Annotated in this window: 12 protein-coding genes and 1 pseudogene; 8 read left to right on the top strand and 5 right to left on the bottom strand. The window is 74.8% G+C overall.

The window, feature by feature from the left end:
- Both VR45_RS02395 and VR45_RS02390 read left to right on the top strand, forming a co-directional pair.
- Positions 1-440: pseudogene (locus tag VR45_RS02395) on the top strand (Crp/Fnr family transcriptional regulator); the annotation flags it as partial.
- A gap of 136 nt (positions 441-576) precedes the next feature.
- Complete coding sequence (locus VR45_RS02390) at positions 577-1,626, top strand: family 2 encapsulin nanocompartment cargo protein polyprenyl transferase (RefSeq protein WP_045937982.1); 1,050 nt, start codon at positions 577-579, stop codon at positions 1,624-1,626.
- A gap of 155 nt (positions 1,627-1,781) precedes the next feature.
- On the opposite strand, the gene VR45_RS02385 is transcribed toward VR45_RS02390, so the two are convergent.
- Positions 1,782-2,813, bottom strand: coding sequence for an NAD-dependent epimerase/dehydratase family protein (locus tag VR45_RS02385; RefSeq protein ID WP_045937981.1), 1,032 nt, complete (start codon positions 2,811-2,813; stop codon positions 1,782-1,784).
- A 203-nt stretch (positions 2,814-3,016) separates the two neighbouring features.
- Here VR45_RS02385 and VR45_RS02380 point away from each other — a divergent pair, with 203 nt between their 5' ends.
- Together VR45_RS02380 and VR45_RS02375 are read left to right on the top strand one after the other, a co-directional pair.
- Entirely contained in the window at positions 3,017-4,378 is a 1,362-nt protein-coding gene (locus VR45_RS02380) for a DUF1254 domain-containing protein (protein WP_045937980.1), read from the top strand.
- Positions 4,379-4,427: 49 nt separating this feature from the next.
- Positions 4,428-5,768, top strand: a complete 1,341-nt coding sequence (locus tag VR45_RS02375) for a DUF1254 domain-containing protein (protein WP_045937979.1) — start codon at positions 4,428-4,430, stop codon at positions 5,766-5,768.
- Positions 5,769-5,796: 28 nt separating this feature from the next.
- Here the strand turns inward: VR45_RS02375 and VR45_RS02370 are convergent, their stop codons facing one another.
- Positions 5,797-7,908, bottom strand: a complete 2,112-nt coding sequence (locus VR45_RS02370; RefSeq protein ID WP_159394098.1) for a sigma-70 family RNA polymerase sigma factor — start codon at positions 7,906-7,908, stop codon at positions 5,797-5,799.
- A 168-nt stretch (positions 7,909-8,076) separates the two neighbouring features.
- Here VR45_RS02370 and radA point away from each other — a divergent pair, with 168 nt between their 5' ends.
- Together radA and disA are read left to right on the top strand one after the other, a co-directional pair.
- Complete coding sequence (gene radA / locus VR45_RS02365) at positions 8,077-9,576, top strand: DNA repair protein RadA (RefSeq protein WP_045937978.1); 1,500 nt, start codon at positions 8,077-8,079, stop codon at positions 9,574-9,576.
- A 190-nt stretch (positions 9,577-9,766) separates the two neighbouring features.
- A complete protein-coding gene (gene disA, locus VR45_RS02360) occupies positions 9,767-10,825 on the top strand; it encodes a DNA integrity scanning diadenylate cyclase DisA (RefSeq protein ID WP_045937986.1) in 1,059 nt (352 codons plus the stop codon).
- Between the two features lie 96 nt (positions 10,826-10,921).
- Here disA and VR45_RS46615 read toward each other — a convergent pair whose 3' ends face one another.
- Complete coding sequence (locus VR45_RS46615) at positions 10,922-11,866, bottom strand: hypothetical protein (protein WP_045937977.1); 945 nt, start codon at positions 11,864-11,866, stop codon at positions 10,922-10,924.
- A 182-nt stretch (positions 11,867-12,048) separates the two neighbouring features.
- On the opposite strand from VR45_RS46615, the gene VR45_RS02350 reads away from it, so the two are divergent.
- Positions 12,049-13,023: an A/G-specific adenine glycosylase gene (locus VR45_RS02350; protein WP_045937976.1), complete on the top strand. Its 975-nt coding sequence runs from the start codon at positions 12,049-12,051 to the stop codon at positions 13,021-13,023.
- Between the two features lie 85 nt (positions 13,024-13,108).
- Here VR45_RS02350 and VR45_RS02345 read toward each other — a convergent pair whose 3' ends face one another.
- Positions 13,109-14,746, bottom strand: coding sequence for an MDR family MFS transporter (locus tag VR45_RS02345; protein ID WP_078896164.1), 1,638 nt, complete (start codon positions 14,744-14,746; stop codon positions 13,109-13,111).
- A gap of 252 nt (positions 14,747-14,998) precedes the next feature.
- Between VR45_RS02345 and VR45_RS02340 the strand changes: the two genes are divergently transcribed.
- Positions 14,999-15,625, top strand: a complete 627-nt coding sequence (locus tag VR45_RS02340; protein WP_052708781.1) for a TetR/AcrR family transcriptional regulator — start codon at positions 14,999-15,001, stop codon at positions 15,623-15,625.
- A gap of 67 nt (positions 15,626-15,692) precedes the next feature.
- Here VR45_RS02340 and VR45_RS02335 read toward each other — a convergent pair.
- A partial coding sequence (locus tag VR45_RS02335; protein WP_045937975.1) for a peptidoglycan DD-metalloendopeptidase family protein occupies positions 15,693-15,851 on the bottom strand: 159 nt, incomplete at its 5' end.

Raw genomic sequence — 15,851 nt, 5'->3', positions numbered from 1 at the left:
CCACCCCGGACGACATGGACGAGCTGCTGAGCCGCCGCCGCGGCACCAAGCTCTTCCTGGCCCACCCGAGGGCCATCGCCGCCATCGGCCGCGAGTGGAACCGGCGCGGCCTCTACCCGGACACCGTCGAGCTGCAGGGCCGCCGGGTCCTCGGCTGGCGCGGAGTGCCGCTCCTCCCGTGCAACAAGATCCCGATCACCGGTGGCGGCACCACCTCGATCCTCGCGATGCGCACCGGCGAGGACAACCAGGGTGTCATCGGTCTGCACCAGACCGGAATTCCGGATGAAGTCGAGCCGAGCCTTTCGGTGCGATTCATGGGAATCGACGAGAAGGCCATCATTTCCTATCTGGTGAGCGCCTACTACTCGGCCGCGATTCTGGTGCCGGACGCCGTCGGCGTGCTGGAGAACGTCGACATCGCCCACCGCCAGGACTGACCGGGTCGGCCGGGACCGCGTCGTCCGTCCGGTCGGGGAACAACCCCCGGCCGGACGGCGCCCCTGACGGTCCCGGCCCGCCGCAGGGCCCGTCCGCCACCGGGCCGGCCCGTCGTACCACCAAGGGGGAGGACCCATGGGAATGTTCACGCTGGAGCGCGACCATCGTGAGGGGCACGAGGCACGGGACGTCCTCGCGCGCACCCGCACCCTGGTCGACCCGGTGCTGCGGGCGGCCGTCGACTCGCTGCCCGGCACCATGCGCCGGGTGGCCGGCTACCACTTCGGCTGGTGGGAGGCGGACGGCTCGCCGTCGGCCGCGCCCTCCGGGAAGGCCATCCGGCCCGCCCTGGTGCTCGCCGCCACCCAGGCCCTCGGCGGGGACCCGGCCAAGGCCACCGCCGCCGCGGCCGCCGTCGAGCTGGTGCACAACTTCACGCTGCTGCACGACGACATCATCGACCGGGACGAGACCAGGCGGCACCGCCCCACCGCCTGGCTGGTGTTCGGCACCACCGAGGCCATCCTGGCCGGCGACGCGATGCACTCGCTGGCCCTGCGCCTGCTGGCCGAGGACGGCCACGCGGTGTCGGGCGACGCCGTCCGCCGGCTGGCCGACTGCGTGGTGGAGCTGTGCGAGGGCCAGCAGATCGACTGCGCCTTCGAGCAGCGCAGCGACGTCTCGCTGACCGAGTGCCTGGCGATGGCCGAGGCCAAGACCGGCGCCCTGCTCGGTACCGCCTGCGCGCTGGGCGCCCGGTACGCGGGCGGCTCCGAGGAGGCCGCGCAGGCGCTGGACGGCTTCGGCCGGGAGATCGGTCTGGCCTTCCAGCTGATCGACGACCTGATCGGCATCTGGGGGGACCCGGAGGTCACCGGCAAGCCGGTCGGCGCGGACCTCCTGGTCCGCAAGAAGTCGCTGCCGGTGGTCGCCGCGCTCCGCTCCGGGACGCCAGACGGGGACCGGCTGGCGGAGCTGTACGCGCTGGAACGGCAGCTGACCGCCGAGGAGTTGGCGAGCTGCGCGGCCGCCGTCGAGGGTGCGGGCGGGCGGGCCTGGGCCCAGGGCGAGTCCTGTGAGCGGATGGCGGCGGCGATGTCCCAGCTGGCCCTCGCGGTGCCCGAGCCCTCGGCGGCCGACGAGCTGCTCGCGCTCGCCGAGCTGGTCACCCGCCGGACCCACTGAGGGAGCTGGTCCCCCGCCGGACCCACTGAGGCCGGGCGACGCCGCCGGGGGAGCGGGCACCCCGCTCTCCCCGGGGCCGGGACCGAGGCGGCGACACCGGGGCCGGAACCGGTCCCGCGACACCGGGGTCGGAACCGGTCCGGCGCCCGCCGCCGTCAGGCCGAAGCCTCCAGCAGCCGCCGTTCCTTCGCCGGCTCGATGCCGTGGATGATCCGGCCGCGCTTGCGCCCGTCCGGCTCGGTGTCCTCGGCCGGTCCGCGCCGGCGCAGCCAGTCCCAGGTGTCCCGGGCGGTCTCGGCGAAGGGCCGGCAGCGCAGTCCGGCCGCCTCCGCCCGTCCGGAGTCGACCCGCCAGGTCCCCGCCGACTCGGCCCCCTCGGGCAGCCAGAGCGGCAGTTCGCTCCACGGCTGGACGCTGTCCGGCCCCTCCTTCAGCAACCGCTCGTCCGGGACCCAGACCAGCTCGACGTCCGCGCCGCCGGCCACCGCCGCGCACCCCGCCAGGAACTCCCCGTAGGTGAGCAGGTCGGGCGGCGCCGTGGTGAGGAAGCTCCCGGTGGTGCCCGCCGTCAGCAGGTCCAGTCCGAAGGCCGCGAAGTCCCGGACGTCGATCAGCTGCATCGGCCGGCCCGGCTCGCCCGGTGCCAGTACCCGGCCGCCCCGGGCCATCCGCTCCAGCCACCAGGGCAGTCGGCCGCCCCGCTCGTACGGGCCGATCAGCAGGCCGCTGTTGAGGATCAGCGCGCGGTCGGCGCCGAAGTACTCCAGGACGGCGCGCTCGCACCCGGCCTTGAGCGCGGCGCTGAACTCCTGCCCGGGCGGGGTGTCGGCGGGGCAGGGGTGCAGCGGTGAGGTCTCGTCGACGGCCCGGGCCGGCCAGTCGGCGAAGGCGTGGACGGAGGAGATCAGCGTGTAGTGGCCGACGCGGCCGTGCAGCAGCCGGGCCGTGGCCGCGGCCTGGGCGGGCTGCTGGGCCGAGGTGTCGACCACGGCGTCCCAGTGCCGGCCCTCGACCAGCCGCGCCAGGTCCTCGGCCGAGTCGCGGTCGCCGCGGACGGCCTCGACGTCGGACAGGTCGGCGGCCGTGCGGCCGCGGTTGAAGGTGGTGACGTGGTGGCCCCGGGCGAGGGCCTCGGAGGCGAACGCCCGTCCCAGGAAGGAGGAGCCGCCGAGCAGAAGGATCTTCATACCGGCAAGGCTGTCCCGGTCAGTCGCTCCGCATACCGCCGTTCGCCCTGGGCGGAGGCCCGCCCTCCGGACACCCCGCTCCCGCGGCCGTCCCTCCGTCCCCGTCCGTCCCCCCTCCGCGCCCGTCCGCCCCCTGCCGCCGCCACCGGGATGCCGCCCCCCGGAGACCCGCATAGCATCCGATCTGTACCGATATCTACGTCATGCCCCCGAGGCCCGACGCAGGGGAGAGCGGCACCATGGTCAACCCGGCACTCGTGGACCCGGACACCATCCGCGCGACCGCCGCCCGGGCGTGGATCCGCGGCTGGCCGATCCTGCAGAACTACCGCACCCTCTACACCCAGGCGCTGGACGACGCGGACCCTCGCTACGTCGGCGGTTTCGGCGTCTTCCGGCACTACCCGCACCCCTTCACCCCGGCCAACACCGATGTCGTCACCCCCAACAACGACACCCCCTACTCCTGGGCCTGGCTCGACCTGCGGACCGAGCCCTGGGTGCTCTCGGTGCCCGCGACGGACCGCTACTACGTCCTGCCGGTGCACGAGCTGGACACCGTCTACGCCGGGTTCGTCGGCTCCCGGAGCACCGGCCGGGAGGCCGGCGACCATCTGGTGGCCGGCCCGGACTGGCACGGCGAGCCGCCGCCCGGCATCAGGAGCGTGATCCGCGCGGCGACCCGGCTGGTCGGCATCCTCGGCCGCACCCAGTCCGACGGGGCCTCCCCCGAAGCCGTCCGGGAGCTCGGCGCGATCCAGCAGGGCTACCGCCTCCGCCCGTTGCACGAGTACACCCGCGCCCCGGAGCCCGAGCCGGCCCCGCAACCGGTCTGGCCGGTCTGGCGTGAAGAGGCGCTGGACACCGTCGAGTTCCTCTCCTACCTCGACTTCCTGCTCGGCTTCTTCCCGGTCCTGCCCGCCGAGGCCGAACTGCGCGGGCGGCTGACCGACCTCGGCGTCGACGGCCGGGGCGAGTTCGAACCGGCCGCGCTGCCCCTCGCGGTCCGGGCCGAGATCGAACGCGGTATCGCCGACGGCAAGGCCGAACTCGCCCGCGCCGCCGCGCGCACCGAGTCCTCGGTCGGGCTCTTCGGCACCCGCGACCGGATCGGCACCCGGTACCTGGACCAAGCCGTCGGCGCGCTCACCGGCCTGTACGGGCTGCCCGTCGAGGAGGCCTGGTACGGCGCCTGGCAGGCGGACAGCGAGGGGGAACGGCCGCCCGACGCGCGCCGGCACGACCACCTGCTGCGCTTCCCGGCGGACGGACTGCCGCCCGCCCGCTACTTCTGGTCCGTCACCATGTACGCGCTGCCCGGCCGCCAACTGGTCGACAACGCCCTGGACCGCTACGCGATCGGCGACCGGACCCCCGGTCTGGTCCGCGACCCGGACGGCGGTCTCACCCTCCACCTGTGCCGCGAACGGCCCGCCGACCCGGACGAGGCCGCCAACTGGCTGCCCGCGCCCGACGGCCCGTTCACCGCGGTGCTGCGCGTCTACGGCCCGGACGGGGCGGTGCTCGACGGCCGCTGGACGCCGCCCCCGCTCGTCCGGCGCTGACCCGCCGGCCACCACCGGTCCGAGCCAGGGCCCGGGAAGGACGCCCCCCATGACCCAGCCCGAGCTGGAGGCCATGGCCGCCGACGCCTATGTCTACGGCTATCCGCTGGTCGCCGGCCTCACCATGCTCGACCGCTTCGTCGACGGCGGCCTGGGCGTCCTGCCGCCCGCCCCGTTCAACCGCTTCGCCCACGCCGCCCGCCGGGCGGGCCCCGAGGACGACTTCGGCTCCGCCAACGTCGACGTCCTCTACTCGGTCGCCCCGCTGGACCTCTCCGAGGGGCCGCAGCTGCTGCGGGTGCCCGAGGCCGGACCGGCCTACTACGTGCTGCAGTTCGTCGACGCGTGGACCGCCAACTTCGCCTACATCGGCAGCCGCGCCACCGGCACCGCTGCCCAGACCTGGCTGATCGTCCCGCCCGGGTGGCACGGCACCCCGACCGATCCGGACCGGGTGATCGTCGCGCCGACGACCGTCGCCGTCCTCGTCGGCCGGTTCGCCTGCGCCGGCCCGGACGACCTGCCCCGGGTGCGGGCGCTCCAGGCCGGGCTGGTCCTCGAACCGATGGAGCCGGGCGGGCTCGCCGCCGGACTGCCGGCGCCGGACCCGGAGGTGCCCGAGCGGCTGGCGTTCTTCGAACGGCTCCGGGTCTGGGCGGCCGCCTTCCCGCCGGCCGAGCCCGACCTGGACTACCAGCAGCGGTTCGCGCCGCTCGGCCTGCTCGACCCCGGGCCCTCCCCGTACCGCAGGGCCGTCCCGGACTGGACGCTCGCCCTGGCGAGCGGCCTCGCCGCCGGACGCGAACGGGTCGAGGACGCCACCCGGCCGCCCGAGGACCACCCGGCCGGCGAATGGCGGGCGGCGCTCCACCTGTTCGACCACAACGTCGACTTCCTCGGCCCGGGCACCCTGGACGGCCCCGAGTGGCGGATCGCGGACCGCCGCGCCGCCTACCTCAGCCGGGCCGCCGCCGCGCGGGCGGGCCTCTGGGGCAGCCACGCCTACGAGGCGCTGTCGGCGGCCACCACCGAGGACGCCGACGGCCGCCCGCTGGACGGCGCCCACCACTACACTCTCCGCTTCCCGCCGGACGGCCTGCCGCCCGTGGCGGCCTTCTGGTCCCTCACCGTGTACGGCCTGCCCGACCACCGCCTGGTGCCCGACCCGGGCGGCCGGTACGCGATCGGCGACCGCACCCCGGGCCTGGTCCGTGACCCGGACGGCGGTCTCACCCTCCACCTGTGCCACGAACGGCCCGCCGACCCGGGCGAGGCCGCCAACTGGCTGCCCGCGCCCGACGGCCCGTTCACCGCGGTGCTGCGCCTCTACTGGCCGGGCCCGGCGGCCCTGGACGGCTCGTACCGCGTCCCGCCGCTGCGCCGGCGGTAGCGGGGGTCGACGGGCCGCCCTTGGCGGCTCAGTGCGGCGTGGGGCCCGTGGAGGCGGGCGGCCCGGAGGGAGCGGCGGTGGACGGGGACGGGGACGGGGTCGCCGACCCGGTCGGGCTCGGCGTGGACGTGGGGGCCGGCGTGGGCGTCGTGGTCGGCGTGGGCGTGGCGGTCGGGCTGGCGCCGCCGGTCGGGGTCGTCGTCGGGGCCGGGGTGGCCGTCGGCGGAGCGGTGGGTGCCGGGGTGCCGGACGGGGTCGGCCCGCCGGTGGGGGTGGGGCTCGGCGCGGTGGTCGGTTCGCCGGTGCCCGGCTCGGCCGGGGCCGAGGTGGACCCGCCGCGGTGCTGCGGTCCGCCCTCCAGGGTGACCACGGCCTGCGAGGGCGGCAGCGCGATCCGGGCGGTCCAGCGGGTCGCCGGGGCGAGGTCCTCGTCGACGCTGACGATCACGGTGATCCGCTGCCCGGGCGCGAGCGTCCCGGAGTCGCGGCTGAGCCGCAGCCAGGACGCGTCCACCACGGCGTGCCAGCGGATCTCGGTGCCGCCGGAGTTGGTGAGGGTGAGCACCGTCCGGTTGCCGTACTCGCCCGCCTCGACAGTCAGCAGACCGGACGGTGCGGGCGCCCCGTTCGAGGGGGTGCCCGGGCCGGACGGCACGACCGCCGCCCCGCCGGCGGGGGCCGGTGCCGCGACCAGGGTGGGGCTGGCGAGCGGGGTCGCACCATGGGCCGGGACCGGGATCAGCGGGCCCTGGATCCCGGGGAGCAACGTTTCTGCACTGAGCGGCCCCGCCCCGGCGAGCTCCATCCCGGCCACCGCGGGGCCAGTGCCCCGGCCCGTGGTCCCGCCGATTCCGCCGGTCCCCCCGGCCGCGCCGATCACGGCGCCGAGCAAAGTGCCGTCCACCGGGACGGCCGAAGCCTCCGGGCCCCGGCCCGCCGTACCGTCCGCCGCGTCCCCGGGACGTCGCCCGCCCGCCGGGCGCCCGTCGCCCTCGACCCGGACCGAGGAGACCGCCGCGGCCGTCCCCGGCCCGCCGCCGCTCCGGTGTCCGGCCCACAGCGCGACGACCGGCGCGGCCAGGACGGCCGCCAGCACGCCGGTGGTCACCACCCGGCGCCGCACCGTGGGCCCGCGCCCGGAGTCCGGCGCGCGGTGGCGGGGGAAGCCGCCCTGGTCGAAGCGGAGCCCCGGCTCGGTCACCGGGACCGGCGTGCCCGCCCGCCGCCCGGTCGGCTCCCGGGTCGCCGACGGCAGGAACGCCGGGGTGTCCGCCGGGGTGCCCGCCGGGGTGCCGGACCCTCCGGCCGGGGAGCCCGCCGCACCCGGCCCCGGGCCGGACCCCGACCCCGCCGGCGCGGTGAGCACCGGCAGCCCGGACAGCCCCTGGCCCTGCGGCACCTCGCCCGCGACCCGCTCCGCCGTCCCCCGGCAGGTCGGGCAGTCCACCACGTGCTGCACCAGCTCGCGGCGGAGCGCCGGGCCGAGCACCCAGTCCCGCCAGCTCTCCGCCCCGGCGCCGCCGAGCCGGTCCAGTTCGGGGCAACTGCCCACGCCGAGCACCAGCAGGGCGGCCCTGGTCCGGTCGACCTCGGCCCGCGCGGAGGCGAGCAGCACCCGGACGGTGTCGAAGGGCTGCCCCAGGACGGCGGCCACCTCGATCGGGCTGAGCCGGTGGCGGACGGCCAGCTCCAGCGCCTCGCGCTGCTCGGGATCGGTGCCGGCCGCCTCGGGCCAGGCCAGTGAGGCCAGCTCGCGCCGCCGCCGGACCGCCTCCGTCCCGCCGTCGCCGCCCGCGCCCGCTGCGTCGCCGCGCGCCGCGTCCCTGCCCGTCCCGGCCGCCCGGATCCCGCGCGCACTGCCCGCCGCACCCGCCGTACCGGTGTCCGGACCGCCCTGCGGGCCGTCCGCCAGCCGCCGCAGGCAGCAGTACCGGGCCAGCGAGTAGAGCCAGGCCCGGAGCAGCCCGGGCTCGGCCAGCCGGGCGCCGTGCCGCACCGCCAGCTCGCGCACCTCCCGCAGGGCGGCCGCCGCGGCCTCGTGCTCGCACAGCACCGAGAGGCAGTAGGTGAAAAGGCCGTCGACCTGTCGCTCGTATGCCGCGAGGACGGCGTCGCGCGGCCCTTCCGTACTCGTCGTCACCCGTCCGACGGTAGAGACGGCGGCGGCCCGGCCCGGGCCATTCCGCCCGGTTGTACTTCTTTCGGGTAACAACATCGCTCATTCGTGGACCCGCTGCCCCTCCCGCCCCCGCGCCTCCCCGGCCCGGCCGCGCCCCGCGTTGTCGTACCCGGGCGCTACGGTGACCGCATGGCTGCCCGTACCAAGACCACCGCCAAGCCGCGCCCGGCGTACCGCTGCACCGAGTGCGGCAACCAGCTGCCCAAGTGGGTCGGCCGCTGCCCGGAGTGCAACGCCTGGGGCACGGTCGAGGAGTACGGCGCGGTGCCGATCCGGACGACGGCCGCCGGGCCGGTCAGCTCGCCCGCCCGTCCGATCGGCCAGGTGGACGGTCAGGTGGCGACGGCCCGCTCCACCGGCGTGCCCGAGCTGGACCGGGTGCTCGGCGGCGGCCTGGTCCCGGGCGCCGTGGTGCTGCTGGCCGGCGAGCCCGGTGTCGGCAAGTCCACCCTGCTGCTGGACGTCGCGGCCAAGGCCGCCAGTGACCGGCACCGCACGCTCTACGTCACCGGCGAGGAGTCGGCCGGCCAGGTGCGGCTGCGCGCCGACCGGATCAACGCGCTCTCCGACCACCTCTACCTGGCCGCCGAGTCCGACCTCGGCGCCGTCCTCGGCCACATCGAGGCGGTCGACCCCGGCCTGCTGATCCTGGACTCGGTGCAGACCATCGCCTCCGCCGAGCTGGACGGCGCGCCCGGCGGCCCGGCCCAGGTCCGCGAGGTGGCCGGCGCGCTGATCCGGGCCTCCAAGGACCGGGGCATGGCCACCCTGCTGGTCGGCCATGTCACCAAGGACGGCCAGATCGCGGGCCCCCGTCTGCTGGAGCATCTGGTGGACGTCGTCCTGAGCTTCGAGGGCGACCGCCACGCCCGGCTGCGGATCATCCGCGGGATCAAGAACCGGTACGGCGCGACCGACGAGGTCGGCTGCTTCGAGCTGCACGACGAGGGCATCGAGGGCCTGGCCGATCCGTCCGGCCTCTTCCTGACCAGGCGTGACAAGCCGGTGCCCGGGACGTGCCTGACCGTGACCCTGGAGGGGAAGCGCCCCCTGGTCGCCGAGGTGCAGGCACTGATGGTGGATTCGCAGATCCCCTCCCCCCGCCGGACCACCTCCGGCCTGGAGTCGCCCCGGATCGCGATGATCCTCGCCGTGGTCGAGCGCCACGGCGGCGTGAAGCTCGGCAAGCAGGACATCTACACCGCCACCGTCGGCGGCGTGAAGCTCTCCGAGCCCTCGGCGGACCTCGCGATCGCCCTCGCGGTGGCCAGCTCCTCCTCGGACACCCCGCTGCCCAGCAACCTGGTCGCGATCGGCGAGGTCGGCCTGGCCGGTGAGGTGCGGCGGGTGACGGGTGTGCAGCGGCGGCTGGCCGAGGCGCACCGGCTGGGCTTCACCCACGCGCTCGTCCCGCCGGACCCGGGCAAGGTCCCGCCGGGCATGAAGGTGGTCGAGGTGGCGGACATCGGCGAGGCGCTGCGCGCGCTCCCGGGCCGCCGTCGGGCCGCCGCGAAGCCGAAGGGTGAGGCCCCGTCGGCGCCGCCGGCCCCCCGGGCGCACCGGCCGGCGGCCTACCCGGAGGAGCTCATGGAGGGGTGGGAGCCGCTCGACTCCGACGAACTGCACTGACCCAAGCCCTGTCGTTGCCGCACGCAGTTAGACTTTCCCCTGTCTCATTGGTGATAAGGCAGTACTAAGCGACAGAGCAACAGACCGCAGGCCGGCGCCCCCCGCACGAGGCGCCCGGTACGGGGTCGACCGGAGGAGTCACGTGGCAGCCAGCGACCGGGCGGACAAGTCCTCCCGCGAGGAGGCCCTGCTGCGGGCCTCCCTCACCGCCATCGCCCCCGGCACCGCACTGCGTGACGGTCTGGAGCGGGTGCTCCGGGCCAACACCGGCGGTCTGATCGTGCTCGGATTCGACAGGACCGTCGAGCCGATCTGTACCGGCGGCTTCGTGCTCGACGTCGAGTTCACCGCGACCCGGCTGCGCGAGCTGTGCAAGCTCGACGGCGCCGTGGTGCTGGACAAGGACATCACCAAGATCGTCCGGGCCGGCGTCCACCTGATGCCGGACTCCACCATCCCGACCGACGAGACCGGTACCCGGCACCGCACCGCCGAGCGGGTCAACCGGCAGACCGGCTTCCCGGTGGTGGCGGTCTCGCACTCGATGCGGCTGATCGCCATGTACGTCAACGGCACCCGCCGGGTGCTGGAGGACTCCACCACCGTGCTGTCCCGCGCGAACCAGGCGCTGGCCACCCTGGAGCGCTACAAGCTGCGCCTGGACGAGGTGGCGGGCACGCTCTCCGCACTGGAGATCGAGGACCTGGTGACGGTCCGGGACGTCACCGCCGTCGCGCAGCGGCTGGAGATGGTCCGGCTGATCGCCACCGAGATCGCCGGCTACGTGCTGGAGCTCGGCATCGACGGCCGGCTGCTCTCGCTCCAGCTGGACGAGCTGATCGCGGGTGTGGAGCCGGAGCGCGAGCTGGTCGCCCGGGACTACTTCCCGGAGCGCGCCGCCAAGAAGGGCCGGACCGTCACCGAGGTCCTGGCCGACCTGGAGGCGCTGACCCACGCCGAGCTGCTCGACCTCACGACGGTGGCCAAGGCGCTCGGTTACTCGGGCACGCCGGAGTCGCTGGACTCGGCGGTCTCGCCGCGCGGCTACCGGCTGCTGGCCAAGATCCCGCGGCTGCCCAACACGGTGATAGAGCGCCTGGTGGAGCACTTCGGCGGACTGCAGAAGCTGCTGGCCGCCAGCATCGACGATCTGCAGACGGTCGAGGGCGTCGGCGAGACCCGGGCCCGCTCGGTCCGCGAGGGCCTGTCCCGCCTTGCCGAATCGTCCATCCTGGAGCGCTACGTCTGATCGGACGCGGCGCCATCCGGTGCCCGCACCCGGACACGCAGAAGGCCCGGACCGTGTGAACGGTCCGGGCCTCCTTCATGGTCCGAGGGACCCGCCTCAGTTCTCCAGGCGGATCGGGGAGCGGGCCGAGGCCTGGCCGCCGGAGAGGCCGGTGAGGTCGGCGACCACCAGGTAGTTGCCGGCCGGCGCGGGTGCCGGGTCGGCGGTCGCGCACTGCGGCTTGCTGCGGACCCGGTCCCAGCCGAAGGTCTCGGTCAGCCCGCCGTTGGCGGGGAGCTGGACCCAGGAGCTGTTCCGGTCGGCCGGGCAGTCGCCGGAGGACCAGATGCGCTCGCCGTTGCTGGCGGTGACGGTGATCGCGGAGGCGGTCCGGCCCAGGTCCACCCGGCAGTTGGTGGCGGAGGAGTTGTTGATGGTCAGCGCCAGCTTGGGCTTGTCCTTGGGCTGGTAGGAGTTCTGGGCGCTGGCCAGATTGAGCGTCACCTGGGAGGAGGCGCAGACCGGCAGGGCCATGATCTCGGCGGTGTTCACCGGCGGCTGGCCGCCCGCGCCGCCCGCGCCGCCCGCGCCGCCGCCCGTACCGGCCGGAGTGCCGCCGCCCGAGGTGCTTCCGCCCGCGACCGCGCCACCACCCGTGCTGCCCGCGCCGCCGGTGCCGCCGCCCGTCGCCCCGCCGGTGGCGGGTGCCGGGGCGGTGCCGCCACCGGTCGTGCCGCCGGTGCTCAGGCTGACGTCGCCGCCGCCGGTGCCGCCCACCGCGCCGCCGGAGGCGCTGCCGCCGCCACTGCCGCTGCCGGGCCGGGAGTTGTTGGCCGGTCCGCTCGGTGAGGCGCCCGGCGTGATCGCCTGGGCGGGCGTCTGGTTCTGGGTCGGTACGGCCTGTGCGGCCTTGTCCTTCGCCCCGTCGCCACCCCCGCCCTGATCGGTCATCAGCCAGATGACGAGGGCGGCGACCGCGACGGCGGCGACGATCACGACGACACGCCGCCGCCAGTAGATCGAGGCCGGCAGCGGTCCTACGGGTTGACGGAGAGAGGGCACGCCCAAACTCTACGAGACAGTGTGTGCCCCTTGACGCACCAACACCGCACAGTCACCCCTTCCTTCACATGATCCGCCATTTGCGCCGTTCGGGCGAGGCTGAATGGGGTGTTTTGAACGCCGAAGCGGAACTTCATGATCCGCTTCGGTGGCCGCTCCGGGCGTGGGAGGATCGAAGGGCCATGGCTGCCAACACCGTCACCCCCGTTCTCCCCGCACCCGCCGGCCCCGCCGCACCGCCGGGCCCCGACGCGCCCGCCGACGCGCTGCCGAAGCTCGGGCTGCCGCTGCCGGTCCTGCACGCGACCGTCCTCGACTGGTACGCGGCCAACGCCAGGGAGCTGCCCTGGCGGACGCCGGACGCCTCGCCCTGGGCCGTGATGGTCAGCGAGTTCATGCTCCAGCAGACCCCGGTGAAGCGCGTCCTGCCGGTCTGGGAGATCTGGATGGAGCGCTGGCCCACCCCGGCCGACCTGGCCGCCGAGGCGCCCGGCGAGGCCGTCCGGATGTGGGGGCGGCTGGGCTACCCGCGCCGGGCGCTGCGCCTGCACGGCGCCGCGGTGGCGATCACCGAGAAGCACGGCGGCGAGGTCCCGGAGGACCACGCGACCCTGCTCTCGCTGCCCGGGGTCGGTGAGTACACCGCGGCGGCGGTGGCCTCCTTCGCCTTCGGTCAGCGGCACGTGGTGCTGGACACCAATGTCCGCCGGGTGTTCGCCCGCGCCGTGACCGGTGCCGAGTACCCGGCGCAGGCCACCACGGCGGCCGAGCGGCGGACCGCGACCGCGCTGCTGCCCGCCGCCGACCGCACGGCCGCCACCTGGGCGGTCGCCGTGATGGAGCTGGGCGCGCTGGTCTGCACGGCCCGGGGCCCGGAGTGCGGGGACTGCCCGCTGTTCACCTCCTGCGCCTGGCAGCGGGCCGGCCGCCCGCCCTACGAGGGCCCGGCCCGGCGCGGCCAGACCTACGAGGGCACCGACCGCCAGGTGCGCGGCAAGCTGCTCGCGGTGCTCCGCGAGGCGCACGACGAGGTGCCGCAGGCCCGGCTCGACGCGGTCTGGCCGGACGCCGTGCAGCGCGCCCGCGCCCTGGACGGGCTGGTCGCCGACGGGCTGGTCGAGCCGGTCGAGCAGGGCGTCTACCGGCTGCCGCGGTAGCGCTCCCGACCCCGGGTACGACACGAGGGCCCCCGCCCGCCGGTTCGGCGAGCGGGGGCCCGGTGCGTTCCGGTGTCGGACCGGGTCAGATCGCGACGGCCTCGGTGTTGCCGACCGGGGCGCCCTTGCCGGCCTCGCCGTCCTTGGCGTCCTTGGCGTCGGCGGGCGGCCCGCCGGCCCCGCGCAGCGGCACCTCCCGCATGAAGACCGCGGCGGCGACCGAGATCACGGCGGCGGCCGCACCCCAGAGGAAGACGGTGTGCATGCCGTTGGCCACCGCGTGGTGGTAGGCGTCCTGGACCGGCGCGGGCAGCGCCTTGAGTGCGTTCGGGCTCAGCTGGGCCGGGTCGCCGCCCTGCGCGGAACCCGCCCCGGCGGCCGAACCGAGCCGCTCGTTCATGGTCTCGGTGACCCGGTTGTTGAACAGCGCGCCGAACAGCGCCACACCGAAGGAGCCGCCGATGGTGCGGAACAGGGTGGCGGTGGAGCTGGCCACACCCATGTCCTTGAGCTCGACGCTGTTCTGCGCGACCAGCATGGTGATCTGCATCAGGAAGCCCATGCCGGCACCGAGCACCACCATCCAGCAGGCGGAGACGAAGCCCGAGGTGTCGGTGGAGAGGGTCGACAGCAGCAGCATGCCGGCGGTCATCACGACGGTGCCGATGATCGGGTAGATCCGGTACTTGCCGGTCTTGGTCACCGCCTGGCCGACCACCAGGGAGATGACCAGCATGCCGAACATCATCGGCATCAGCAGCAGGCCGGAGTTGGTCGCCGAGGCGCCCTGCACGGTCTGCTGGTAGAGCGGCAGGAAGACGGTCGAGCCGAACATCACGAAGCCGACCACGAAGCCGATGATCGAGACCAGGGTGAAGTTCAGGTTCTTGAACAGCGACAGCGGCAGCATCGGCTCCTCGACCCGCTGCTCGACGTAGCAGAAGCCGATCAGGGTGGCCGCGGCCAGCGCGCTCAGGCCGAGGATCTGCTTCGAGCCCCAGGCGTACTCCTGGCCGCCCCAGGTGGTGATCAGGGTGAGCGAGGTGATGCCGGTGGTGAGCAGCAGCGCGCCGAGGTAGTCGATCCTGGCCTTGCTGCGGACCTTCGGCAGCTTCAGGGTGACCACGACGACGGCGAGCGCGACGGCGCCGAGCGGCAGGTTGATGTAGAAGGTCCAGCGCCAGTTCAGGTGGTCGGTGATGAAGCCGCCGACCAGCGGGCCGCCGATGGTGGCGAGTGCCATCACCGCGGCGAACATGCCCTGGTACTTGCCGCGGTCGCGCGGCGGGACCAGTGCGCCCATGATCGACATCACGCCGACCATCAGACCGCCGGCGCCCAGGCCCTGGAGGGCGCGGAAGCCGATGAGTTCCGTCATGTCCTGGGAGAGGCCGGAGAGCGCCGAGCCCGCCAGGAAGATCACGATCGAGGTGAGGAAGGTGCCCTTGCGCCCGTAGAGGTCGCCGAGCTTGCCCCAGATCGGGGTGGAGGCGGCGGTGGCCAGGGTGTAGGAGGTGACCACCCACGAGAGGTGCTCGGCGCCGCCGAGCTCGCCGACGATGGTCGGCATCGCGGTGCCGACGATCAGGCCGTCGAGCATGGCGAGCAGCATGGTGACCACCAGGCCGATCATGACCAGGCGGATCTCGCGGGCCGAACGGGGCTGCTCGTCCTCGGCCGGTTGCTTCTCGGGGGCCGCGTTGTCGGCCTTGGGGTGTGACATGGGTGGGACTCCCGGGCAGGGGGCGGGCGACCGGTGGGGCCTGCGGGAGCCCCCTTACTTGTCGCCCGGCTAGTTTGTGGACCGTGGGCACGGTAGGTTGTTCACTAGCCGGTCGTCAAGCCAGTTTTTCGGTGGACTCCCGGGGAAGGAAGAATGGGCGCACCAGTGGTCGCCGGCCGGGGCGCCCGCCGCTCATGCCGCGGCGGCCACGGGTCGCCGGGGACCGAACCACGACGCAGTCAGAGGCAGGCGATGGGCACGACGCAGAGCCCCCGTAGCGACACCCGGGCGCGCATCGTCGCGATCGCCCTGGAGCTCTTCTCCGAGCAGGGCTACGAGCGCACCTCGCTGCGGGAGATCGCGGACCGGCTGGGCGTCACCAAGGCCGCGCTCTACTACCACTTCAAGACGAAGGAAGACATCGTCCACGGCATCGTGGCGACCACCGCCGCGCCGATCGACGAGCTGATCACCTGGGGCCGCGAGCAGACCTGGACCCCCGAGGTGCGGGACGAGCTGATCCGCCGGTTCGCGGCCGGGATGTCCGAGCGGGCGCCGCTGCTGCGCTTCTTCCAGGAGAACCAGCCCGCGCTGCGCGACCTGCCGGCCGGTCAGGAGTTCCGGGACCGCATGATCGCCCTGGTCCGGCTGGTGCACGGCCCCGGGGCGAGCTTCGAGGACCGGCTGCGGGCGATGATGTCCCTGTTCACCATCAACTCGGCGCTCTTCCTGCTGCACCAGGACCGGCGGCCCGAGGTCGACCGCTACATCGGGGAGATCCCGGTCGCCGAGGCCACCCGCGAGGAGGCGGTCGAGGCGGCCCAGCACGTGGCGCTGGAGATCTGCCGGCTGATCGTCCGGCCCGCGCCGACGGACTGAGCCGCCCGCGGCGCGCCCCCCCGAGCCGCCCGCCCCCCGAGCCCCCGGTGCCCCCCGCTGCCCGGGATCAGAAGTCGGTGACCCCGCGCGCGGCGAGGTAGGCGATCGGGTTGATCACCGCGCCGTACTGGTTGGCGGAGCGGATCTCGAAGTGCAGGTGCGGCCCGGTCGAGTTGCCGGTGTTGCCCGAGCGGCCGATCTGCTGCCCGGCCGCGACCTTCTGGCC

The sequence above is a fragment of the Streptomyces sp. NRRL S-495 genome (assembly GCF_000966955.1).
Classification (GTDB): domain Bacteria; phylum Actinomycetota; class Actinomycetes; order Streptomycetales; family Streptomycetaceae; genus Kitasatospora; species Kitasatospora purpeofusca.
This window is presented reverse-complemented; position numbering and strand designations above follow the sequence as displayed.

Coding starts and splice junctions, on each gene's coding strand:
- VR45_RS02390 (WP_045937982.1), top strand. CDS start 577: ATGGGAATGTTCACGCTGGAGCGCGACCATCGTGAGGGGCACGAGGCA.
- VR45_RS02385 (WP_045937981.1), bottom strand. CDS start 2,813: ATGAAGATCCTTCTGCTCGGCGGCTCCTCCTTCCTGGGACGGGCGTTC.
- VR45_RS02380 (WP_045937980.1), top strand. CDS start 3,017: ATGCCCCCGAGGCCCGACGCAGGGGAGAGCGGCACCATGGTCAACCCG.
- VR45_RS02375 (WP_045937979.1), top strand. CDS start 4,428: ATGACCCAGCCCGAGCTGGAGGCCATGGCCGCCGACGCCTATGTCTAC.
- radA (WP_045937978.1), top strand. CDS start 8,077: ATGGCTGCCCGTACCAAGACCACCGCCAAGCCGCGCCCGGCGTACCGC.
- VR45_RS02350 (WP_045937976.1), top strand. CDS start 12,049: ATGGCTGCCAACACCGTCACCCCCGTTCTCCCCGCACCCGCCGGCCCC.
- VR45_RS02345 (WP_078896164.1), bottom strand. CDS start 14,746: ATGTCACACCCCAAGGCCGACAACGCGGCCCCCGAGAAGCAACCGGCC.
- VR45_RS02340 (WP_052708781.1), top strand. CDS start 14,999: ATGGGCACGACGCAGAGCCCCCGTAGCGACACCCGGGCGCGCATCGTC.